The sequence below is a fragment of the Luedemannella helvata genome, from assembly GCF_039528415.1.
Taxonomy (GTDB): domain Bacteria; phylum Actinomycetota; class Actinomycetes; order Mycobacteriales; family Micromonosporaceae; genus Luedemannella; species Luedemannella helvata.
Map to the genome: position 1 here is coordinate 34,704 of NZ_BAAALS010000009.1, position 21,972 is coordinate 56,675.

24 protein-coding genes and 1 pseudogene are annotated in these 21,972 nt (G+C 72.0%); 19 read left to right on the forward strand and 6 right to left on the reverse strand.

All coding sequences use genetic code 11. The annotated features are described in order from the left end of the window. The first annotated feature begins 111 nt into the window (after positions 1–111). Positions 112–792 (forward strand): HAD family hydrolase, encoded by a 681-nt coding sequence (locus tag ABD191_RS11090; protein ID WP_344079707.1) that lies wholly within the window; start codon positions 112–114, stop codon positions 790–792. Positions 793–824: 32 nt separating this feature from the next. Here ABD191_RS11090 and ABD191_RS11095 read toward each other — a convergent pair whose 3' ends face one another. Continuing rightward, positions 825–1,688 carry a RecB family exonuclease gene (locus ABD191_RS11095; RefSeq protein WP_344079710.1) on the reverse strand — a complete coding sequence of 288 codons (864 nt, stop codon included), beginning with the start codon at positions 1,686–1,688 and terminating at the stop codon, positions 825–827. Between the two features lie 76 nt (positions 1,689–1,764). Between ABD191_RS11095 and ABD191_RS11100 the strand changes: the two genes are divergently transcribed. From ABD191_RS11100 to ABD191_RS11110, 3 genes are read left to right on the forward strand one after another with little or no spacing between them, the layout of a single operon-like run. Beyond that, positions 1,765–2,868, forward strand: a complete 1,104-nt coding sequence (locus tag ABD191_RS11100; RefSeq protein WP_344079713.1) for a M50 family metallopeptidase — start codon at positions 1,765–1,767, stop codon at positions 2,866–2,868. A gap of 13 nt (positions 2,869–2,881) precedes the next feature. Continuing rightward, entirely contained in the window at positions 2,882–3,805 is a 924-nt protein-coding gene (locus ABD191_RS11105) for a tRNA (adenine-N1)-methyltransferase (RefSeq protein ID WP_344079716.1), read from the forward strand. After that, positions 3,802–4,371 carry a hypothetical protein gene (locus tag ABD191_RS11110; RefSeq protein ID WP_344079719.1) on the forward strand — a complete coding sequence of 190 codons (570 nt, stop codon included), beginning with the start codon at positions 3,802–3,804 and terminating at the stop codon, positions 4,369–4,371. Before ABD191_RS11105 ends, ABD191_RS11110 begins: the two co-directional genes overlap by 4 nt. Before the next feature lie 2 nt (positions 4,372–4,373). Here ABD191_RS11110 and ABD191_RS11115 read toward each other — a convergent pair whose 3' ends face one another. Then, positions 4,374–4,655, reverse strand: coding sequence for a ferredoxin (locus tag ABD191_RS11115; RefSeq protein WP_344079721.1), 282 nt, complete (start codon positions 4,653–4,655; stop codon positions 4,374–4,376). A gap of 147 nt (positions 4,656–4,802) precedes the next feature. Between ABD191_RS11115 and arc the strand changes: the two genes are divergently transcribed. The 5 genes and pseudogenes from arc to prcA form a co-directional block, all read left to right on the forward strand. Beyond that, positions 4,803–6,584, forward strand: a complete 1,782-nt coding sequence (gene arc / locus ABD191_RS11120) for a proteasome ATPase (protein WP_344079724.1) — start codon at positions 4,803–4,805, stop codon at positions 6,582–6,584. A 239-nt stretch (positions 6,585–6,823) separates the two neighbouring features. After that, positions 6,824–8,332, forward strand: coding sequence for a depupylase/deamidase Dop (gene dop, locus ABD191_RS11125; protein WP_344079727.1), 1,509 nt, complete (start codon positions 6,824–6,826; stop codon positions 8,330–8,332). 89 nt (positions 8,333–8,421) lie between these two features. Continuing rightward, positions 8,422–8,640: a ubiquitin-like protein Pup gene (locus ABD191_RS11130; RefSeq protein ID WP_344079730.1), complete on the forward strand. Its 219-nt coding sequence runs from the start codon at positions 8,422–8,424 to the stop codon at positions 8,638–8,640. A gap of 2 nt (positions 8,641–8,642) precedes the next feature. Beyond that, a complete protein-coding gene (prcB, locus tag ABD191_RS11135) occupies positions 8,643–9,479 on the forward strand; it encodes a proteasome subunit beta (protein ID WP_344080161.1) in 837 nt (278 codons plus the stop codon). A gap of 60 nt (positions 9,480–9,539) precedes the next feature. After that, positions 9,540–10,227 (forward strand): annotated as a pseudogene (gene prcA / locus ABD191_RS11140) (proteasome subunit alpha); the annotation flags it as partial. Between the two features lie 425 nt (positions 10,228–10,652). Here the strand turns inward: prcA and rfbD are convergent. Both rfbD and rfbB read right to left on the reverse strand, forming a co-directional pair. Then, positions 10,653–11,507, reverse strand: a complete 855-nt coding sequence (rfbD, locus tag ABD191_RS11145) for a dTDP-4-dehydrorhamnose reductase (protein ID WP_344079732.1) — start codon at positions 11,505–11,507, stop codon at positions 10,653–10,655. Then, complete coding sequence (gene rfbB, locus ABD191_RS11150; RefSeq protein WP_344079735.1) at positions 11,504–12,496, reverse strand: dTDP-glucose 4,6-dehydratase; 993 nt, start codon at positions 12,494–12,496, stop codon at positions 11,504–11,506. The genes rfbD and rfbB overlap by 4 nt, the downstream gene beginning before the upstream one ends. 41 nt (positions 12,497–12,537) lie before the next feature. Here rfbB and rfbA point away from each other — a divergent pair, with 41 nt between their 5' ends. From rfbA to ABD191_RS11170, 4 genes are read left to right on the forward strand one after another with little or no spacing between them, the layout of a single operon-like run. Then, complete coding sequence (gene rfbA / locus ABD191_RS11155) at positions 12,538–13,404, forward strand: glucose-1-phosphate thymidylyltransferase RfbA (RefSeq protein ID WP_344079738.1); 867 nt, start codon at positions 12,538–12,540, stop codon at positions 13,402–13,404. Next, on the forward strand, positions 13,401–14,027 hold the full coding sequence (gene rfbC / locus ABD191_RS11160; protein ID WP_344079741.1) for a dTDP-4-dehydrorhamnose 3,5-epimerase: 627 nt from the start codon (positions 13,401–13,403) through the stop codon (positions 14,025–14,027). The genes rfbA and rfbC overlap by 4 nt, the downstream gene beginning before the upstream one ends. 33 nt (positions 14,028–14,060) lie before the next feature. Then, the gene (gene pafA, locus ABD191_RS11165) at positions 14,061–15,419 is read left to right on the forward strand and encodes a Pup--protein ligase (RefSeq protein ID WP_344079744.1); all 1,359 of its coding nucleotides are present in this window, start codon (positions 14,061–14,063) and stop codon (positions 15,417–15,419) included. Positions 15,420–15,429: 10 nt separating this feature from the next. Next, entirely contained in the window at positions 15,430–15,618 is a 189-nt protein-coding gene (locus ABD191_RS11170) for a hypothetical protein (protein ID WP_344079747.1), read from the forward strand. Here ABD191_RS11170 and ABD191_RS11175 read toward each other — a convergent pair. Next, positions 15,615–16,709, reverse strand: a complete 1,095-nt coding sequence (locus tag ABD191_RS11175) for a DUF3866 family protein (protein ID WP_344079749.1) — start codon at positions 16,707–16,709, stop codon at positions 15,615–15,617. The genes ABD191_RS11170 and ABD191_RS11175 overlap by 4 nt on opposite strands. A 50-nt stretch (positions 16,710–16,759) precedes the next feature. On the opposite strand from ABD191_RS11175, the gene ABD191_RS11180 reads away from it, so the two are divergent. The 6 genes from ABD191_RS11180 to ABD191_RS11205 all read left to right on the forward strand — a co-directional run bounded on the left by ABD191_RS11180 (position 16,760) and on the right by ABD191_RS11205 (position 21,215). Continuing rightward, positions 16,760–17,791, forward strand: a complete 1,032-nt coding sequence (locus tag ABD191_RS11180) for a helix-turn-helix transcriptional regulator (RefSeq protein WP_344079752.1) — start codon at positions 16,760–16,762, stop codon at positions 17,789–17,791. Beyond that, a complete protein-coding gene (locus ABD191_RS11185) occupies positions 17,788–18,741 on the forward strand; it encodes a helix-turn-helix transcriptional regulator (RefSeq protein WP_344079755.1) in 954 nt (317 codons plus the stop codon). Before ABD191_RS11180 ends, ABD191_RS11185 begins: the two co-directional genes overlap by 4 nt. A gap of 29 nt (positions 18,742–18,770) precedes the next feature. Further along, the gene (locus tag ABD191_RS11190; RefSeq protein WP_344079758.1) at positions 18,771–19,004 is read left to right on the forward strand and encodes a hypothetical protein; all 234 of its coding nucleotides are present in this window, start codon (positions 18,771–18,773) and stop codon (positions 19,002–19,004) included. A 143-nt stretch (positions 19,005–19,147) separates the two neighbouring features. After that, positions 19,148–19,408, forward strand: coding sequence for a Sec-independent protein translocase subunit TatA (gene tatA, locus ABD191_RS11195; protein ID WP_344079761.1), 261 nt, complete (start codon positions 19,148–19,150; stop codon positions 19,406–19,408). Positions 19,409–19,474: 66 nt separating this feature from the next. Then, positions 19,475–20,311, forward strand: a complete 837-nt coding sequence (gene tatC / locus ABD191_RS11200) for a twin-arginine translocase subunit TatC (RefSeq protein WP_344079764.1) — start codon at positions 19,475–19,477, stop codon at positions 20,309–20,311. A gap of 1 nt (position 20,312) precedes the next feature. Next, a complete protein-coding gene (locus ABD191_RS11205) occupies positions 20,313–21,215 on the forward strand; it encodes a diacylglycerol kinase family protein (RefSeq protein ID WP_344079767.1) in 903 nt (300 codons plus the stop codon). On the opposite strand, the gene ABD191_RS11210 is transcribed toward ABD191_RS11205, so the two are convergent. Beyond that, positions 21,212–21,955, reverse strand: coding sequence for an HAD family hydrolase (locus tag ABD191_RS11210; protein ID WP_344080164.1), 744 nt, complete (start codon positions 21,953–21,955; stop codon positions 21,212–21,214). The genes ABD191_RS11205 and ABD191_RS11210 overlap by 4 nt on opposite strands. Between the last annotated feature and the right edge of the window lie 17 nt (positions 21,956–21,972).

The window sequence follows — 21,972 nt, forward strand, 5'->3', positions numbered from 1 at the left end:
AGATCAAGCTATCGGTCATCAGGTTCTTAACCATGAAATATCGGCAAATCGGTCTGCCGAACGCGTCACAAGGGCGGGCGATCCGTGAGCCGCTCTCGGCAGAATGGCGCCGTGACCTCTCCCGGCCCCTCCGCGGTCCTGTTCGACATGGACGGAACCCTCATCGACAGCGAGCGCCTCTGGGGCATCGCCCTCGGCGAACTCGCCCGCCGGTACGGCGGACGGCTGTCCGACCGGGCCCGCCTCGCGATGATCGGCACCAGCGAGGCGGAGACCTTCCGCCTGCTGCACGAGGACCTCGGGCAGCCCTGGCGCGATCCGCGATCCGGGGCGCGGTGGGTCGCGACCCGGGTGGCCGAGCTGTTCGCCAACGAGCTCACCTGGCAGCCGGGCGCGCGGGAGCTACTCACCGAGGTGCGCGCGGCCGGCGTACCCACGGCGCTGGTGACCTCGACCGGCCGCAGCCTCGTCGACGTGGCGCTGCGCACCCTCGACCCGACCAACTTCGACGTCGTCGTCACCGCCGACGACGTCACCGCCCGCAAGCCCGACCCCACGCCGTACCTGACGGCGGCGGCCGCGCTGGGTGTCGACCCGACCGGGTGCGTGGCCATCGAGGACTCGCCGGTCGGGATCGCCTCCGCGCTCGCCGCCGGCTGCACGGTGATCGCCGTGCCGCAGGAGGTCGCCGTCACCGCGACCGGAGAGCGGCTGCACCTGCACGACGGCCTGGTCGACGTGCGCCTGGCGACGTTGCGCGGGCTGGTCGCGCCGGCGGCCGCACGTCAGTAGGTGGCCCGCGCCGGGGTCACCCGACGCACCGGCTACTCGTCCGTGCTGACGACGATGTCGGCGACCGGCACGGCCGGCACGGCCTCGGGAAAGGGCGGCGGAGTGCCGCCGTAGGCCGGACAGCGCGCCTGGTGGGCGCACCAGTCGCACAGGCGGCTCGGCTTGGGCCGGAAATCGCGCTCGGCGGTGGCCCGCTCGATCGCCCGCCACAGCGCCACCAGGGTGCGCTCGAACCGGGCCAGCTCCTCGGCGTCGGGCGCGTAGTCGAGGATCTCGGCGTCCTTGAGGTAGATCAGCCGCAGCGCGCGCGGCACCACCCCGCGCGTGCGCAGCAGCACGAGCGCGTAGAACTTGAGCTGGAACAGGGCCCGCGCCTCGAACGCCTCGCGGGGCGCGCCACCCGTCTTGTAGTCGACCACCCGCAGGTCGCCACCCGGTGAGACATCGAGGCGGTCGATGTAGCCCCGGATGCGCAGCCCGTCGTCGAGCGTGCCCTCGACCAGGCACTCGCGCTCGCCGGGCTCCAGGCGGCGCGGATCCTCCACGGTGAAGTAACCGTCGAGCAGGGCCCCGGTCGAGTCGAGGAACTCCGGCTCGGTGGGCCCCTCGTCGCCGAACAGGTCGCCCAGCTCCGGCCGCTCCTCACGCAGCCGCTGCCACTGCGGGACCACGAGTTCCCCGGCCCGGGGGCGGGTGCGCTCGGCGGCGGGCAGGTCGAACAGCTTCTCCAGCACCGCGTGCACGAGAGTGCCGCGGGCCTGGTCGGTGGTGGGCTGTTCGGGGATGCGGTCGATCGTGCGGAACCGGTAGAGCAGCGGGCAGGTCTTGAAGTCGGCCGCGCGGGACGGGGACAGTGACGGCTGGGGGGAGGCTGCGGGGGAGGCGTCGACCGACATGCGTTGAGGCTAAGCCACCGGTACGACACGGCCGCCACGGCGGCGCCCCGCGCCGGCCCGCCTACGATCGGAGACCATGAGCGAGCGTCAAGGGCTGCGGCTGGCCACGGTGGCAGGGGTCCCCGTGTATCTCAACGCGACCTGGTTGCTGCTCGCGGGGCTGCTCATCCTCATGTACGGGCAGCTGCCCAGCGCCGCCGGGACGGGCGTCAGCGCCTACGTCATGGGCGGCGCGTTCGTGCTGTGCCTGCTGCTGTCGGTGTTCCTGCACGAGCTGGGGCACGCGCTGACCGCCCGGCGCTTCCGCATCGAGGTGCACGCGATCACGCTGGACCTGTTCGGCGGGTACACGGAGATGGACGCGCGCAGCCCGAGCGCCCGGGCGGACCTGCTGGTCTCGCTCGCCGGGCCGGTGGTCTCCGCGGTGCTCGGCTTCGGCGCGGTCGCCGCGGCCGTCGTGCAGCCCGGCGCCGGGCTGGTGCGTGAGCTGACCTGGCAGGTGGCGGTCAGCAACCTGCTGGTGGCCGCGTTCAACGCCCTGCCCGGCATGCCGCTGGACGGCGGCCGGATCCTGCGCGCCGTGATCTGGGCGATCACGGGCGACCCCCACAAGGGCAGCCGGGTGGCCGGCTGGTGCGGCGTATTCGTGGCGGCGGGTTCCGCGGCCGCCGGCGTGGCGGCGTACGCCGCGCGCTGGGTGGGGCTGGTGGGGCTGCTGTTCACGGTGATGATCGCGGTCGTGCTGTGGCGCGGCGCGTGGGCGGCGATCCGCCAGGGCCGCGTCGCGTCCCGCCTGGCGGGGCTGCGCCTGGGCTCCCTCGTGACGCCGCTCGTGGCCGTGCCGGCCGGCACCCCGCTGGCGGAGGCGCAGCGGCGCGGGGGTGGCGCCGCGCTGGGCGTGACGGACGGCCAGGGCCGGCTCGTGGCGCTCGTGCACGACGAGGCGGCCGCCGCGGTGCCCGTCGAGCGGCGGCCCTGGGTTTCCGTCGAGTCTGTCGCCCGTACGCTGGACCCCGGCCGTACGCTCGCTGTGGAACTTTCCGGGGAGGACTTGGTGCGGGCCGTGCGGATGAACCCGGCACCGGTCTACCTCGTACTCTCGGACGGCGCGGCGGCTGGTGTGCTGCGCACCGCCGACCTGGCCCGGGCGCTGACCGCGGCCCGTCCCGATTCTGAATGAGGAAGTCCGCACGGTGACCCGATCCACCACCTTCGTCCCGGGCGACCGGGTGCAGTTGACCGACCCCAAGGGCCGCATGCACACGATCGTGCTCGAGCCCGGCAGGGAGTTCCACACCCACCGGGGCGCGCTCGCCCACGACGACCTCATCGGGCTGCCGGACGGCAGCGTGGTCACGTCGGCGGGCGGCACGGCGTACCTCGCGCTGCGGCCGCTGCTGTCGGACTACGTGCTGTCGATGCCGCGCGGCGCGCAGGTGATCTACCCCAAGGACGCCGCCCAGATCGTGGCGATGGGCGATGTGTTCCCGGGCGCGAAGGTGCTCGAGGCGGGCGCGGGGTCGGGCGCGCTGAGCTGCTCGCTGCTGCGGGCCGTCGGCGACGGCGGCGAGCTGCACTCGTGGGAGGTGCGGCCGGACTTCGCCGACATCGCCCGCCGCAACGTGGAGGCGTTCTTCGGCGCGCCGCCCAAGGCGTGGCAGCTGTCGGTCGGTGACGTGAACGAGTGCCGGGAGACCGGGTTCGACCGGATCATCCTGGACATGCTGGCGCCCTGGGACTGCCTCGACCTGGTCGACCGGGCACTCGTGCCGGGCGGCGTCCTCATCGCGTACGTCGCGACGACCCCCCAACTGTCGGAGACGGTCGAGGCGCTGCGGGAGCGGGGCGGCTACACCGAGCCCCGGGCGTGGGAGTCCCTCGTGCGCGACTGGCACGCCGACGGCCTGGCGGTGCGCCCCGACCATCGGATGATCGCGCATACCGCGTTTCTGATCAGTGCCCGCAAGCTGGCCCCCGGGGTGATCGCTCCGCCCAGACGGCGAAAGCCCAGCAAGGGCGCGGAGGCATATGCTCTGCGCAAGCGCGGGAACGCCGCGCGGGAAGCCACCGCGTTGGAAGCCACCGCGTCGGAGGGCCCGGAGGAGATGCCACGGTGAACCGGCCGGCGTACGGCAACGATCTGCCCGCGGTGTTTCCCGACTGGTCGCCCTACCCCGACCTGGACTCCGCCGCGCGCGCCTACCTGCGCGACCCCGACGTGGCACTGGAGGCCCTCGATGGGGTGCTGTCGGGCGGCTCGGTGCTGGGTTTCACGCTGGAACGCTTCGTGAACGAGGTCAACGGCGTCTGGCAGGAGGTGGCCGTGTGTGACGGCACCCGCCTCGTGCTGTGGCACGGCGAGGACATGGCCCCCACGGACGGCCCGACGGGTGCCATGACGTCGTCGATCCGGGTCGTGCCGCTGTCGGCGGTCACGGAGGTGGGCTGCCGGCGCCGCCTGCTGCGCGGCGCCGACGGCCAGGTGCGGGTGGACGGCGTGGATGTCTACCTGTTACTCAGCTCACTGGACGAGGCGGGCGCCGGGTCCGGCCGCGAGGAGACCGGGGTGCGCCACGACGCGTTGCGCTTCGGCAAGACGATGGACGACGGCGGGGCGGGGCAAATCGCCCGACTTGAGGAGTTTGCCCAGCTTGTCGGATCTTTGGTAGGCCGCCCAATCTGACGTCAGTCGGCGTCCGGGCCCGCCACGGCCACGCCGTCGGCGGCCCGCTGCACGTGAATGCAGTCGCCCGGGCACTCCTTGGCCGCGTCGATGATCTCAAGACGCAGGTTTTCGGGCACATCCACCTGGCTACCAGGGGAAGTGAGCAGCTCACCATCGGTGCCCTTGACGTAGGCCAGGCCGTCGATGTCGAACTCGAAGACCTCCGGGGCGTACTGCACGCACAGCCCATCGCCGGTGCACAGGTCCTGGTCGACCCAGACACGCAGGGGTTCGGTCGTCACGTTCTCGACCGTACCGCACCGCGATAACGACCTTGCGACAGCCGCCTCGGGTGGGGACGCTGGGAGGTCAAACCGGTTAGTGTTTATGGCACGAGAGCAGGACGCGGCTCCCGCCGCGTCAGGCAGTACCCCCCGGGGAGGTGGGACGTGGCACGCAGTGAGGACGCGGATGCTCGCGCCGAACGCTGGGAGAGGGAGGCCCACGATCTCGCCACGCAGGTCGCGTTCCTCCAGGAGGAACTCGCCCTGGTGAGGCGGAAGCTGACCGAGAGCCCGCGGCATGTTCGTCAGTTGGAGGAGCGACTCGCCGCGACCCAGGCGCAGTTGGCGAGGGCGACGGAGAACAACGAGCGGCTCGTGGCCACGCTCAAGGAGGCGCGGGCCCAGATCGTCACGCTCAAGGAGGAGGTCGACCGCCTGGCACAGCCGCCGAGCGGCTACGGCGTCTTCCTCGGCCGCTACCCCGACGGCACGGTGGACGTGTTCACCGGCGGTCGGAAGCTGCGGGTCGCGGTGTCCCCGGCGATCGAGGTCGAGGACCTCCGCCGCGGGCAGGAGGTGCTGCTCAACGACGCGCTGAACATCGTCGACGCGCTCGGCTTCGAGCGGGCCGGCGAGGTGGTGATGCTCAAGGAGGTCATGGAGAACGCCGAGACCGGCGTCCTGGACCGCGCCCTGGTCATCTCGCACGCCGACGAGGAGCGGGTGGTGCACCTCGCCGACACGCTCAACGCGTCCGCGCTGCGGGCCGGCGACTCGCTGCTCATCGAGCCGCGCAGCGCCTACGCCTACGAGCGCATCCCGAAGAGCGAGGTCGAGGAGCTCGTGCTGGAGGAGGTGCCGGACGTCGACTACACCGACATCGGCGGCCTGCACTCCCAGATCGAGCAGATCCGCGACGCGGTCGAACTGCCGTTCCTGCACGCCGACCTGTTCCGGGAGCACCAGCTGCGCCCGCCGAAGGGCGTGCTGCTCTACGGCCCGCCCGGCTGCGGCAAGACGCTCATCGCCAAGGCCGTGGCCAACTCGCTGGCCAAGAAGATCGCCGACAAGCGCGGCGAGGAGAAGAAGACCAGCTACTTCCTCAACATCAAGGGCCCCGAGCTGCTCAACAAGTACGTCGGTGAGACGGAGCGGCACATCCGGTTGATCTTCCAGCGGGCCCGCGAGAAGGCCAGCGAGGGCACGCCGGTCATCGTGTTCTTCGACGAGATGGACTCGATCTTCCGGACCCGTGGCTCGGGTGTGTCCTCCGACGTCGAGAACACGATCGTGCCGCAGCTGCTGAGCGAGATCGACGGCGTGGAGGGGCTGGAGAACGTCATCGTGATCGGCGCCTCCAACCGTGAGGACATGATCGACCCGGCGATCCTGCGGCCGGGCCGCCTGGACGTGAAGATCAAGATCGAACGCCCGGACGCCGAGGCCGCGAAGGACATCTTCAGCAAGTACATCCTGACGGGGCTGCCGCTGCACGCCGACGACCTGGCCGAGCACGGTGGGTCGGCGGACGCCTGCGTGCAGGCGATGATCCAGGCCGTGGTCCTGCGGATGTACTCGGAGACCGAGGAGAACCGCTTCCTCGAGGTGACCTACGCCAACGGCGACAAGGAGGTCCTGTACTTCAAGGACTTCAACTCCGGTGCCATGGTGCAGAACATCGTCGACCGGGGCAAGAAGATGGCGATCAAGGAGTTCCTCTCCACCGGACGCAAGGGCCTGCGCCTGCAGCACCTCCTCGACGCGTGCGTCGACGAGTTCCGGGAGAACGAGGATCTGCCCAACACCACCAACCCGGACGACTGGGCGCGTATCTCCGGCAAGAAGGGCGAGCGGATCGTCTACATCCGCACGCTCGTCTCCGGTGGCAAGGGCGCCGAGGCCGGCCGCTCGATCGACACGGTCAGCAACACCGGCCAGTACCTGTAACGGACGACACGCTCATGGCCCCGGCGGACGCCGGGGCCATGAGCCTTTTTCACGGCGGCTGGACGCGTCGGGCCGCGTCGCGGTCGGGGTCCCGACCGCGCGCCGCGCGCGATCCGGCGGGCCGGAGGGCCAGCGAACCAAGGCGACCGTTCCTCGCATGCCGCCGGTCAGCCGGCCACCCGTGGCCATCCGATGCGTCTACGCTCGAAGCATCAGCCCCAGCGACAGGAGCCCTCCCAGTGAGCGTACGACGGATCATGGGCAGCGAGGTCGAGTACGGCGTGTCCGTGCCGGGCCAACCCGCGGCCAACCCGATGGTGACCTCCTCGCAGGTCGTCAACGCCTACGGTGCCCGTCCCGAGCTGACCCGCGGCGGCCGCGCGCGCTGGGACTACGAGGAGGAGTCGCCACTGCGTGACGCCCGCGGCTTCACGTACTCCGGTTCGCTGTACGACCCGGCGGAGGCCCTCGCCGACGAGGACCTGGGCCTGGCCAACGTCATCCTGACCAACGGCGCCCGGCTCTACGTCGACCACGCCCACCCGGAGTACTCGACGCCCGAGGTGACGAACCCGCGCGACCTGGTGCTGTGGGACAAGGCGGGGGAGCGGGTGATGGCCGAGGCGGCCCGCCGGGCCGCGACCGTGCCGACCGTCGGACAGATCCACCTGTACAAGAACAACACCGACAACAAGGGCGCCAGCTACGGCGCCCACGAGAACTACCTCATGGCCCGCCAGACCCCGTTCGCCGACATCGTCACGCACCTGACCCCGTTCTTCGTGACCCGCCAGATCGTGTGCGGGGCGGGCCGGGTCGGCATCGGCCAGGACGGCTCGCAGGCGGGCTTCCAGATCTCCCAGCGCGCCGACTTCTTCGAGGTCGAGGTGGGCCTGGAGACCACCCTCAAGCGGCCCATCATCAACACCCGCGACGAGCCGCACGCCGACGCCGACAAGTACCGGCGCCTGCACGTCATCATCGGCGACGCGAACCTCTCGGAGATCTCCACCTACCTCAAGGCGGGCACGACCTCCCTGGTCCTCGCGATGATCGAGGCCAAGGTGCTCACCCCCGACCTGGGCATCGCCGACCCGGTCGGCGAGCTGAAGGCCGTCAGCCACGACCCGAGCCTCACCCACCTGATGCGGCTGCGCGACGGGCGCCGGCTCACCGCGCTCGACCTGCAGTGGGCGTACCTGGAGCGGGCGCGCTCCTTTGTGGACGCCAACGGTTCGGACGACATCACCGAGGACGTGCTGGCCCGCTGGGAGAGCGTGCTCGACCGGCTCGGCCGCGACCCCATGCTCTGCGCGGGCGAGCTGGACTGGGTCGCCAAGCTGCGGCTGCTGGAGGGCTACCGCGAGCGGGAGGACCTCGCCTGGGGCTCGCCCAAGCTCCAGCTGGTCGACCTGCAGTACTCCGACGTTCGCCCGGAGAAGGGCCTCTACCACCGCCTGGTGGCGCGCGGCGCCATGGAGCGGCTCTTCGACGACGACGAGGTCCGTCGCGCCATGACGGAGCCGCCGGAGGACACCCGTGCCTACTTCCGGGGCCGCTGCCTGGCCAAGTACGCCAGCGAGGTCGTCGCGGCCAGTTGGGACTCGGTCATCTTCGACGTGGGCCGCGAGTCGCTCGTGCGGGTGCCGATGATGGAGCCCGAGCGGGGCACCCGCAAGCACGTGGGCGCGCTGTTCGACCGGTGCCCCAGTGCGAAGGACCTTCTGGAAGTTATCACCGCCAACTGAGTGCGCCCTGGGCGAAACCGCCGGGGGGCCGAGGATTTTGTGCCCCGGCCGAGGTAGGTTTTCTGCAACCGATGTTGGAGGAGGACAGGATGGCTACACGCGATTCCGGCGGTCAGTCCCAGTCCGGCAAGTCCCGCCGCGACGAGGAGATCGACGAGTCCCCGGCGCCCGAGGTCAACCCTGAGGTGGCCGAGCGCCAGGAGAAGCTCACCGAGGACGTCGACGACCTCCTGGACGAGATCGACTCGGTGCTTGAGGAGAACGCGGAGGAGTTCGTGCGGGGCTATGTCCAGAAGGGCGGGCAGTGAGCGTGCCAGTGGGTTTTGATCCTTCCGGCCGTCTGCCCGATCTGTTCACCAACGTGGGCACGTCATCGTTCACGGACTTCCTGAGCCAGGCCGCCCCGTCGCTGCTGCCCGGCCGGCGGCCGCTGCCCCCGGGCAGCGCCGACCTGGCGCCCCACGCCACGACGATCGTGGCGGTCAGCTACCTGGGCGGCGTCGTCATGGCCGGCGACCGGCGCGCCACCATGGGCAATCTCATCGCCAGCCGCGACATCGAGAAGGTCCACCCCGCCGACGCGTACTCCCTGGTGGGCATCGCCGGCACGGCGGGCGTGGGCATCGAACTCATGCGCCTGTTCCAGGTGGAGCTGGAGCACTACGAGAAGATCGAGGGCACGATGCTGTCCCTCGACGGCAAGGCCAACCGGCTGGCCGCGATGATCCGCAACAACCTCGGTGCGGCTATGCAGGGGCTCGCGGTCATCCCGCTGTTCGCGGGCTTCGACCTCGACGCCGCCGACCCGGCGCGGGCCGGGCGCATCTTCAGCTTCGACGTGGCCGGCGGCTGCTACGAGGAGACCGGCTACGACGGCATCGGCTCCGGTTCGCTGTTCGCGAAGGCCGCGCTCAAGAAGCGGTACCGGCCGGGACTGGGCGCCGACGAGGCGGCCCGACTGGCGGTCGAGGCCCTCTACGACGCCGCCGACGACGACACGGCCACCGGGGGTCCGGACCTCATCCGCAAGATCTACCCCGTGGTGATGACGGCCAGCGCCGAGGGCACCCACCGGCTGCCCGAGGCCGAGACCGCCGTGCTCGCCGAGGCCGTCGTGGCGGCCCGCAACGAGAACATCGGCGGCTGACGCCGGAGCCGTATTCGCTCGTCCCGTTCCCACACCCGGTAGTTAGGAGACCCACCACCCATGGCCATGCAGTTCTACGCCTCGCCCGAGCAGATCATGCGGGATCGTTCGGAGTACGCGCGCAAGAACATCGCGCGCGGCCGCAACGTCGTGGTGCTGAGCTACGAGGGTGGTGTGCTGTTCGTGGCGGAGAACCTCTCCACGACGCTGCACAAGGTGAGCGAGATCTACGACCGCATCGGGTTCGCCGCGGTGGGCCGCTACAACGAGTTCGAGAACCTGCGGGCGGCCGGCGTGCGCCTGGCCGACCTGCGGGGCTACTCGTACGACCGCCGCGACGTGACCGGTCGGGCGCTCGCCACGGCGTACGCGCAGACCCTCGGCGCCATCTTCACGGAGCAGTCCAAGCCGTTCGAGGTCGAGATCTGCGTCGCCGAGGTGGGCCACACGTCGTCCGCCGACGAGCTCTACCGGCTGACCTACGACGGTTCCGTCAGCGACGAGCCCGGCTTCGTCGTGATGGGCGGTCAGGTGGACGCCCTGTCCACCGTCATGCGCCAGGGCCACAACGCCGACCTCGGCCTCACCGAGGCGCTCGCCCTGGCCCTCAAGGCGATCGGCAGCGTGGGCGGCGAGAACGGCGCTCAGCGCACCCTCGTCGCGAACCAGCTGGAGATCGCCGTCCTCGACCGCCGCAAGGTCGGCCGCGCCTTCCGCCGCATCACCGGCGCGGCCCTGACCGCCCTCCTGCCCGGCGCGCCGGCCGCGGCGGCGGAGAGCCCCAAGGCCGAGGGCGGCGAGCCGCCGGTGAAGGGCAGCCCCGCCAACCCGGTGAAGGCCACGCCCGCCAAGACCACCGGCACCGCGACCGTCCGGGCCGAGAAGGAGCTGGCCGAGGAGGCCGGCGCCGAGGCCCCGGACGACGAGGACACCGACCGCGACAAGACCGCCGGCGGCGACTCCTCCGGCGGCGCCCCCCAGTAGCACCAGTCACGCTCACCGCAGCCCGCCCCGCAAGCGCGGCGGGCTGCGCCGCTCACGCTGCCTCGCGCCGCGTGCCCTTCGCGCCTTGCCCTTCGCGCCTTGCGCCGCCGAGTGGCCTTACGTACCGAATTCTGGGCGACATTCGGTACGTAAGGCCAATTTCGGCGAGTGCCCTTCGACGGGTGCCCGTCAGGTGGAGAGGAAGGTGGCGAGGGAGGTGCGCCAGTCGGGGAGGGGTGGCAGGCCGGCCGCCGCCCAGCGGGCGTGGCCCAGCACCGAGTACGCGGGCCGGGGCGCCGGGCGCACGTAGGCGGCGCTGGTCGTCGGGCGGATCCGGTCGGGGTCCAGGCCGCGCCGGGCGAACACCTCGCGGGCCAGCCCGTACCACGTGGTCTCGCCGGACGCGGTGCCGTGGTAGACGCCGGCGGGTGCCGACCCGGCCAGCGCGGCGCCGCCGAGTGCCACGAGTTGCTGCGCGAGCGCGCGCGACCAGGTGGGCTGGCCGCGCTGGTCGTCGACCACGTCGAGGGTGTCGCGTTCGGCGGCCAGCCGCAGCATCGTGGTCACGAAGTTGCGCCCGCCCGCGCCGTACAGCCAGGCGGTCCGCACGACGTAGCCCACGTCGGGGGCCAGGGTGAGCACGGCCCGCTCGCCGACGAGCTTCGAGCGCCCGTACGCGTTGACGGGAGCCGTGGGGGCGTCCTCCGCGTACGGCGAGGTGCCGTCGCCGGCGAAGACGTAGTCCGTGGACACGTGCAGCAGCCGCGCCCCGGCGGACGCGCACGCGTCGGCCAGGTGGCCCACGCCGACCCCGTTGACGGCCGTCGCGGCCGCCTCGGCGGTCTCGGCACCGTCCACGTCGGTCCAGGCGGCGGCGTTGACGACGACGTCATGGTCGGTCACGGCGGCGCGCACAGCGGCCGGGTCGGTGATGTCGAGGTCGGTGCGGGCGAGCGCGGTCACCGACGAGGCGGTGTCCTTGAGGACGGCGAGCAGGTCCTGCCCGAGCATCCCGCCCGCCCCGGTGACGAGCCAACGGCTCATGCCGACTCCAGCCGCGCCCGCTCGCGCAGCGGCTCCCACCAGGCCCGGTTGTCGCGGTACCACTGGACCGTGTCCGCCAGGCCGCGGGCGAACGGAATGCTGGGGGCGTACCCGAGTTCCTCGGAGATCTTGGTGATGTCCAGGGAGTACCGGCGGTCGTGGCCCTTGCGGTCGGTGACCGGCACGACGCGGTCCCAGCCGGCGCCCAGGGCGGCCAGCAGCTCGCCGGTGAGCTCCTTGTTCGTCATCTCGGTGCCGCCGCCGATGTTGTAGACCTGGCCGGCGCGGCCCTTCTCCAGCGCCAGGTGGATGCCGACGCAGTGGTCGTGCACGTGCAGCCAGTCGCGCACGTTGCCGCCGTCGCCGTAGAGCGGCACGGTCCCGCCGTCGAGCAGGTTGCTGACGAACAGCGGGATGACCTTCTCGGGGAACTGGTACGGCCCGTAGTTGTTGGAGCAGCGGGTCACGACGACGTCGAGGCCGTGCGTGCGGTGGAACGCGAGCGCCAGCAGGTCGGAGCCGGCCTTGGAGGCCGCGTAGGGCGAGTTCGGCGCGAGCGGCCAGTCCTCGGTCCACGACCCGGTCTCGATCGAGCCGTACACCTCGTCGGTGGACACGTGCAGGAAGCGGCCGATCCGGTGGCGGGCGGCCGCGTCGAGCAGCGTCTGGGTGCCCAGCACGTTCGTCACCACGAACGGGGCCGCGCTCGCGATGGACCGGTCGACGTGCGACTCGGCCGCGAAGTGCACCACGGCGTCGTGGCCGGCGACCAGCTCGTCGACCAGGGCGGTGTCGCAGATGTCACCCTGGACGAACGTGAGCCGGGGATCGGCCGCCACCGGGTCGAGGTTGGCTCTGTTGCCCGAGTACGTCAGCTTGTCGAGCACCGTGACGGCCGAGACGGACGACGGCTGGAAACCGCCGCTGAGCAGGGTACGCACGTAGTGGGAGCCGATGAACCCGGCGCCGCCGGTGACCAGAAGCCTCATGAGGAGGGGAGTCTAGTCCAACGGTGGTACGGTCCCTTCCCATGCGCGGGATCGTTCTGGCGGGCGGCACCGGGTCGCGGCTATGGCCGCTGACCAGGGCCGTTTCCAAGCAGCTCATGCCGGTCTTCGACAAGCCCATGATCTACTACCCGTTGACGACCCTCCTCATGGCGGGCATCCGGGAGATCCTGATCATCACCACCCCCGAGGATCAGGGGCAGTTCCGCCAGCTCCTGGGCGACGGCAGCCAGCTGGGCATCGACATCACGTACGCGGCGCAGCCCCGGCCGGAGGGCCTGGCGCAGGCGTTCGTCATCGGCGAGGAGTTCATCGGCGGCGAGTCCGTGGCCCTGGTGCTCGGCGACAACATCTTCCACGGCGTGGGGCTGGGCCGTCAGCTTTCCGACTCGGCCGAGATCGTCGGCGGGCGCGTCTTCGCGTACCAGGTGGCGAACCCCGAGGCGTACGGCGTGGTGGAGTTCGACCCCGACGGCAAGGTCATCTCGATCGAGGAGAAGCCCGAGAAGCCCCGTTCGAGGTTCGCGGTGCCGGGCCTGTACTTCTACGACAACGACGTGGTCGAGATCGCCCGCAACCTGACCCCGTCCGCGCGGGGCGAGCTGGAGATCACCGCGGTCAACGACGCGTACCTGCGCCGGGGCGCCCTGACGGTCACCGTCCTCGACCGGGGCACGGCATGGCTGGACACGGGTACGTTCTCCTCGCTCATGCAGGCCTCGGAGTTCGTCCGGGTGATCGAGGAGCGGCAGGGCGTCAAGATCGGCTGTATCGAGGAGGCCGCCTGGCGCAACGGCTTCATCGACGACGAACAGCTGCGCGTCCTGGCCGGGCCGCTGACCAAGAGCGGCTACGGCAACTACCTGCTCGACCTGCTGGAGGCCTCGTGAAGATCAGCCCGCTCGGCATCGAGGGCGCGTTCGAGATCACCCCGGTGCAGCACGGCGACCCGCGCGGGGTGTTCCTCGAGTGGTACCGCTTCGACCACCTCGCCGAGGCGGTCGGGCACCCGCTGCGGCTCGCCCAGGCCAACCTCTCCACCTCGTCGGCCGGCGTGGTGCGCGGCATCCATTTCGCCGACGTACCGCCCGGGCAGGCGAAGTACGTCACCTGTACCCGCGGCGCGGTACTCGACGTGATCGTCGACATCCGGGAGGGGTCGCCCACGTTCGGCCGCTGGGAGGGCGTGCGCCTCGACGACGTCGACCGCAGGGCGGTCTACATCGCCGAGGGCCTCGGGCACGGCTTCTGCGCCCTCACGGACGACGCGACGCTGACGTACCTGTGCTCGGAGACGTACAACCCGGCCGGCGAGCACACCGTGCACCCGCTCGACCCCGAGCTGGGCATCGAGTGGCCGGCGGAGCACCCCCTGCTGTCGGCGCGCGACGACGCCGCCCCCTCGCTGGCGCACGCGCGCGAAACCGGGCTGCTTCCCCGGTACCCGGCGTGTCGCGCGTACACGGAATCCCTGCGTACCACCGAAAAAGCGCAAGGGGCGCGAGCACACTGACCACAGACGGCCTCGGCCGGCTAATGTCGGTGCATGGACCGGCGCATTTTCGGGCTTGAGACCGAGTACGGCGTCACGTGCACCTATCGCGGGCAGCGCCGCCTCTCCCCGGACGAGGTGGCCCGTTACCTGTTCCGTCGGGTGGTGTCGTGGGGTCGATCCAGCAACGTGTTCCTGCGCAACGGCGCGCGGCTCTACCTGGACGTGGGTTCACATCCGGAGTACGCGACGCCTGAGTGCGATTCGATCGCCGACGTGGTTGTCCACGACCGGGCGGGCGAGCGGATCCTGGAAGGCCTCCTCGTGGACGCCGAGAAGCGGCTGCACGACGAGGGCATCGCCGGCGACATCTACCTGTTCAAGAACAACACCGACTCGGCCGGCAACTCCTACGGGTGCCACGAGAACTACCTGGTCTCGCGGCACGGCGAGTTCGGCCGGCTGGCCGACATCCTCATTCCGTTCCTGGTGACCCGCCAGCTCATCTGCGGCGCCGGCAAGGTGCTGCAGACCCCGCGCGGCGCGGTGTTCTGCCTGTCGCAGCGCGCCGAGCACATCTGGGAGGGTGTCTCGTCGGCGACCACCCGGTCCCGGCCGATCATCAACACCCGCGACGAGCCGCACGCGGACGCGGAGCGCTACCGGCGCCTGCACGTCATCGTCGGCGACTCGAACATGAACGAGGTCACCACGCTGCTCAAGGTCGGCAGCGCCGACATCGTGCTGCGGATGATCGAGGCCGGCGTCGCTATGCGCGACCTGACCCTGGAAAACCCCATCCGGGCGATCCGCGAGGTCTCGCACGATGTCACCGGCAGGCGCAAGGTCCGGCTGGTCAACGGCAAGGAGATCTCCGCGCTGGAGATCCAGCAGGAGTACTTCGCGCGGGCCAGCGAGTTCGTGGAGCGCCGGGGCGGCGACGCGGCCACCAAGCGGGTCATCGACCTGTGGGGCCGGCTGCTGGCCGCCGTCGAGTCCGGCGACCTCAGCCCGGTCGAGCGGGAGATCGACTGGGTGACCAAGCTCAAGCTCATCGAGCGCTACCAGGCCAAGCACGGCCTGTCCCTGTCCAGCCCGCGGGTCGCGCAGATGGACCTGGCCTACCACGACCTGCGCCGCAACCGGGGCCTGTACGCCCTGCTGGAAAAGCGCGGGCAGGTCGACCGGGTCGCCACCGACCTGGACATCTTCGAGGCGAAGGAGACCCCGCCGCAGACCACCCGGGCGCGGTTGCGCGGCGAGTTCATCCGCCACGCCCAGGAGAAGCGGCGCGACTTCACGGTCGACTGGGTCCACCTCAAGCTCAACGACCAGGCCCAGCGCACGGTCCTGTGCAAGGACCCGTTCCGGGCCTACGACGAGCGCGTGGAGCGCCTCATCGCCAGTATGTGACCATGAGCGGGTGAGCGAACAGGAGCCGCAGCGCAAGCCCGATTGGGTGCGGGAGGGGTACCTGCAGAAGCGGCGGGCGAAGGTGCGTCAGGAGATCGAACGCAACCGCCGCGGCGAGTACCTCGTGCCCACCTGGGTGCTCATCGTCGCGCTCGTCCTGGTCGTGGCCGGCTTCGCCGCTCTGATGATCTTTTTCTAGGACCGCTGTTCCGCCAGGGCGGCGGCGTGGCGGCCCGCTGCCGCGCAGGTGACGAAGTACGCGTGGTCGGCGTCCAGGCCGCGGCCCATCGTCGACAGCTTCACCGGCAGCGCCCGCAGCGCCGCGTCCAGCCCGTCGGCCGGCACGGTGACGACCCGGTGCGGCGGGGTGAGCGGTGCCAACGCCGCCGTGACGGCCGCGGCCAGGTCGGGCGCCAGGCCGGCCGGGACGACCAGGTCCGCGGGGGCCAGGGCGACCCGGTGGTACGCCGTGAGGCTGTGGTGCGACACGCCCCGGTGGCGCTCGCGCGGGTCGGCGTCGGAGACCCGCAGGGAGCCGACCGGCCGGCCGCCCAGCGTGGCGACCGCGTTGACCGCCTCGCCCACGGCCGTGCCGGAGAACCCCCACGCGGTCCCGGTGCCCAGGTTGCCCGGGCCCTGGCTGACGATGGCCACGTCGGCGCGCAGGGCGTGCCGGGCGGCCAGGAGACCGCTGTGGATGTTGGTGGCCTCCAGGTCGCCGCCGAACGCCTGCCCGACCGTCACGACCCCGCACAGGTCGCCGCGCAGCGCGTCCAGCGTGCGGGAGAACCACGCCGGCAACGCGCCGCCGTCGGTCATGACGTACGCCACCCGGGCGGTGGGCGTGTCGGCGCGCACCCCGGCGAGGATCGCGGGCAGCGCGGAGTGCAGGTCCGCGGTCACCACGGGCAGCCCGTCGAGCTCCGTGGCACCGGCCAGCGCCGCCCGGTGGGGTGAGTCCTCCTCGTCGGCGGCCAGCACGATCGCCTGCAACGGCGTGTAGCGGGCCTTCACGACGTGCCCGGGCGCGCGGGGCGGATCGGGCGGCAACCGGTCCGGCAGGGCCACCACCAGGGCGTACCCGCCGGTGCCCAGGCCCATGGCCAGGGCGTTCGTGTTCAGCAGCACCCGGTCGCCCGCCTGCGGGTCGCCCACCAGTGCGGGGTAGGCGACCGCCCGTACCGACGGCGGATCGGAGGGATCGCGGCGGGTGAGCGCCACCTCCAGCTCGACCGCTCCGGCCCATCGCCGTTTCACGGCGGTCACGGTTCCCTCACGCCAGCGCACCACGGCGCCACGCTAGCCCACGCCCGGCCGGCGGTACTGCTAGCGTCGCTACCGTGTCCAGGACCCGGACCGAACGCTTGGTCAACCTCGTCATCTGCCTGCTGTCCACCCGGCGGTTCCTCACCGCAGCGCAGATCGCCGCCACCGTGCCCGGCTACGAGCACAATGCCGGCGACAGCCGCGAACACGAGGCGTTCCAACGCAAGTTCGAACGGGACAAGGCGGAACTGCGAGATCTCGGCGTGCCTCTGGAGACCGGGACGGCGAGCGCGTTCGACACCGAGCCCGGCTACCGGATCGCCCGCCGGGAGTACGCGCTGCCCGACATCCACCTGGAGCCGGAGGAGACCGCGGCCGTGGGCATCGCGGCCCGCCTGTGGCAGCACGCGGGCCTGGCGGCCGCGGCCAGCTCGGGCCTGCTGAAACTGCGCGCGGCGGGCGTGGACGTGGACCCGCAGGCCACTCTCGGGGTGGAGCCGGTCGTGACCGTGGACCCGGCGTTCGGCCCGTTGCAGGCCGCCGCCCGGGAACGCCGGGAGGTCCGCTTCGACTACCGGGTCCCCGAGGAGGACTCGGCGATGACCCGCCGGCTGCAACCCTGGGGCGTGGTGTGCTGGCGGGGCCGCTGGTACGTGGTGGGTCACGACCGTGACCGCGACGCGGCGCGCTGCTTCCGGCTGTCACGCATCGTGGGACCGGTCGCGCTCGTCGGCCTGCCGGGCGCGTACCGCCCGCCGGCCGACGTGAACCTGATCAGCTATGTGGCGAACTGGGGCGGGGGTCCGCCGGACCGCACCGGCCGGGCGGTCGTGCTCGTGCGCCCGGGCCGGGCGGCGGGGGTGCGCCGGTTCGCCGAGCACCTGTCCTCGGACCCGGACGGCGACCGCCTGGCGCTGGGCTACGGCGACGCGGAAGGGCTGGCCCGCTGGCTGGTCGGCTACGGCGCCGACGTGACCGTCCTGGAGCCCGACGAGGTGCGCAAGGCCGTCGTGGCGCGCCTGCAGGATCTGGCCGAGGCGGCCGGGGAGCCGCCGGCCGTGCCGGCGGCCCGCGGCGTGCCGAGCCCCGCGGGGGCCCGCCCGTGACGGCGGCCGGCGGCGACCGGCTGGGCCGCCTGCTCAACCTCGTGCCGTACCTGCTGGCCCGGCCCGGCATCGAGGTCGCCGAGGCGGCGGCCGACCTGGGCGTGACGGAGCGGCAGCTGCGCGAGGACCTGGAGCTGCTGTGGGTCTGCGGCCTGCCCGGGTACGGCCCGGGTGACCTGATCGACATGGCGTTCGACGGCGACCGGGTGACCATCACCTACGACGCGGGCATCGACCGGCCGCTGCGGCTCACCCAGGACGAGGCGCTGGCCCTCGTGGTCGCGCTGCGGATGCTGGCCGAGCTGCCGGGCGCGCACGACCGGGCGGCCGTGGAGAGCGCCCTCGCCAAGATCGAGTCGGCGGCCGGGGACGCGGCGGCGGACCTGCCGGTGGCCGTACGGCTGCCGCCCAACACGACCCGGCGGCTGGCGGACCTGCGCGCGGCCGTGCAGCGGGGCAACGCGTTGCGGCTGCGCTACTACAGCGCCACCCGCGACCGGGTCAGTGAGCGTGTCGTGGACCCGATGCGCGTGGTCGTGGCCGAGGGGCACGCCTACCTGGAGGCGTGGTGCCGCGCCGCCCAGGGCGTGCGGCTGTTCCGGCTCGACCGCATCGATGAGCACGCGGAGCTGCCCGAGCCGGCCGTCGTGCCGGCCGGGGCGGCCCCGAAGGACCTGCGCGAGGGCATCTTCCGGCCGGACGCCGACATGCCGCTGGTCACGCTGAGCGTGGGCCGGTGGGCGCGCTGGATCACGGAGTACTACCCGTGCGAGAGCGTCGTGGAGGATTCGCCGGAGCGCTGGCTGGTGTCCCTGCGGGCGGTGGACATGGCGTGGGCGCGCCGGCTGGTGCTGGGCCTGGGCCCGGAGGTGTCCGTGGTGGCCCCGGCGGAGCTCGCCGCCGAGGTGCGCCGCGAGGCGCGCGCCGCCCTGGCCGCGTACGGGGCGTGAGCCGGCGGCCCGCCGGGTAGGGTAGCCGCGTGGTCTGGTGGTTGGTGGGTGGCCTCGTCCTGATCGGCCTCGTCGTGCTCGGTGCCGTGTGCGCGCCCGTGCTGCGTCGGCTCGGTGCGCTCCAGCGCGCCGGTGAGCGACTTCGCGACCGGGTCGAATCGGCTCAGGCGCTCCAGAGCGGGGTCGAAGAGCTGGCCGAGCGGGTCGCCGGCCTGGAGGCCAGCCTGGCCCGGGCCGCGGCCGCAAAACCGTCGAAACATTAAGTTGTTACTTTCGGTCGGTTGACGCTCGGATCCCCGTCACGCAGACTTGCTCGACGTCAGCCGGCCACGCGGCCGGTGCAACGTCGCCCTGCCGTACGTAGGATGGGTGGGGTCGACGGTTCAACAGCTGGGAGGTCGGCAAGATGGGCGCTTTGAAGCCGTGGCACATCATCGTGCTCGTGGTGGTGCTGGTGCTGCTGTTCGGCGCCAAGCGGCTGCCTGACGCCGCGCGTTCGCTCGGCCGCTCGCTGCGCATCATCAAGGCGGAGACCCGCGGGCTCGCCGACGACGACGTGCAGGCCAAGGCGGAGGCCCAGGCGGGCCACAAGCCGCTGCCGCCGACGGTGGCCGACGACCAGGCTTCGCCGCTGGATCCGGTCCAGCGCGTGCGCGACAACAGCTGATCCCCGCGCCCGGCAGTGGCACTCCGCAAGGGTCCGAGTCAGTTCCAACGGGCGGCCGAGGGGCAGATGTCCCTCATCGACCACGTCCGCGAGCTGCGTAACCGGCTTTTCAAGGCGAGCGTCGCGGTCGTCATCGGCATGGCGATCGGCCTCTTCTTCGCCGATCAGGTCGTCACGTTCATCACCGAGCCCTACTGTGACTTCACCACGGCGAACAGCCCGACGAACGACTGCCAGTTCAGCCAGGCCGTGATGCTCGAGGCCTTCATGGTCAACCTGAAGGTCGCGCTCTACATCGGTCTGGTGCTGGCCGCGCCGATCTGGCTCTACCAGCTGTGGGCCTTCATCGCCCCGGGCCTGCACAAGCGCGAGCGTCGCTACACGTACGCGTTCGCCGCGGTGGCGGCGCCGCTGTTCGCGGCGGGCGTCGTGCTGGCGTTCATCGTGGTGTCGCGCAGCCTGCCGTTCTTCCTCGGGCTGGGCAACCAGTTCACGAGCATCGTCAACATCGGCGGGTACTTCGACTTCGTCACGTCCATGATGCTCTACTTCGGCATCGGCTTCCTGTTCCCGCTGGTCGTGGCCGCACTGAACATGGTCGGCGTCGTCAGTGCGAAGCGGCTGCTGGGCTGGTGGCGCGTCGCGGTGTTCCTCATGTTCGCGTTCGCCGCGATCGTGACGCCCACGCCGGACCCGTTCAACATGACGATCCTCGCGCTGTGCATGTCGGTGCTGTACTTCGCCGCGGTCGGCTTCGCGTTCCTCAACGACCGCCGTCGGGGCCGCAACAGCCAGTACGGTGACCTCGCCGACGACGAGATGTCCTCGATCGACGACCCGACGCCGGTGTCGCCGGTGGACGGGGACGGCTGGAACCGCAACCGTTACGACGAGACGCCCTGAGGTGTCGGGGCACCTCGCCGTTCTGATCAACCCGAGCGCCGGACGTGGCCGGCTGCGCGGTGGTGGCGTCGCTGACGTCCTCGCCGCGCTGGCCGGCGCCGGCCACGAGGTGCGCGTCCTCGACGCTCCGGACGAGGCGGCGGCCAGCGCCGCAGCCTGCCGGGCGGTCGCCGACGAGGGCGCGGCCGCCCTCGTCGCGGTCGGCGGCGACGGCACCTTCAACCTGGCGCTGCAGGCCGTGGCGGGCACGTCCGTGCCCCTGGGCCTCGTCCCGGCGGGCACCGGCAACGACTTCGCCGCCGAGGCGGGCCTGCCGGCCGACCCGGTCGAGACCGCCGGAGTCATCGCGGCGGCCGCACGGGCGGGCCGGGCCCGTGCCCTGGACCTGGCCCGGCTCGACGCCGCCGGCGGGTACCGGCGGTGGTTCGGCGCGGTGTGCGCGGCCGGCTTCGACGCGGTCGTCAACGAGAAGGCCAACCGGATGCGCTGGCCGAAGGGCCGGCGCCGCTACGACGTGGCGACCGTGGCCGAACTGCTGCGCATGCGTCCCCGCCGGTACACCCTCGTGCTCGACGGCGTGCCCCACGCGGTCGACGCGATACTCGTCGCGGTGGGCAACACCGCCAGCTACGGGGGTGGGCTGCGCATCTGCCCGGCGGCCGATCCGACGGACGGCCTGCTCGACATCGTGGTGGGCGCGCGGATGACGCGGCTGACCATGATGCGGATCAAGCCGCGCCTGGTCGGGGGCACGCACGTCGAGCACCCGTTGGTGACCAGTCACCGGGCGACCACTGTGGAGATCCACGCCGAGGGCATCACGACCTACGTCGACGGCGAACGGGCCTGCCCGTTGCCGGTCACGGTGACCGCCGTGCCGGGGGCGTTGCGCCTGCTCGGCTAGCCGAGCACCAGGTTGAGCGCGAGACCCAGGTCGTTGCGCTCGCCGGGCGGCGCGGCCGGCAGGACGAACGCGCGGCACCCGGCCGCGACGGCCCCGGCGTCCGCGGGCGTGTCGCCCACCATGAGCGTACGGGCGGGGTCGGCGCCCAGGGCCTGGCAGGCGAACGCGAACACGGCCGGGTCCGGCTTGCACCGGCCCAGGTCGCAGGACAGCGTCCACGCGTCCACGTACTCGGCGATGCCCAGCTCCTCGGCGAGCGGGCGCAGGTCGAAGCCGATGTTACTGACCACCCCGACGGCCACGCCGGCGCCACGCAGGGCCTGCAGCGTCGGCAGGGTGTCCGGGTAGAGCCGCCAGCCCTCGGGCCGCAGCAGGCGCTCGTACAGCGCCGTCGCGAGCCCGTCGATGTCGGTGTCCACCGTGGCGGCGAGGCCCTCGTAGGCGGCCCGGTGGGCGTGGGGGCTGAGGTCGCGCTCGGCCCAGACCTCCATGAGGTGCACGGGCACCCGGGTCGGCACGGGGCCGCCGGCGCGCCCGGCCGTGACCAGGCGGTCGGCCAGCCCGGTCGCCTGCGCGGGGGCCACGGCGACGCCACAGGCCCACGCGGCGCCTACCACCCAGTCCACCGGGTCCTCGACCTGGGCGATCGTGCCGTGGAAGTCGAACAGGACGGCGTCAGCGGGCCGGCGGTGGTCGCGCAGCGGGGACGGTCGACTGCTTTCCGGCACGCCGTGCACCATACCCACCCAGTCCGACA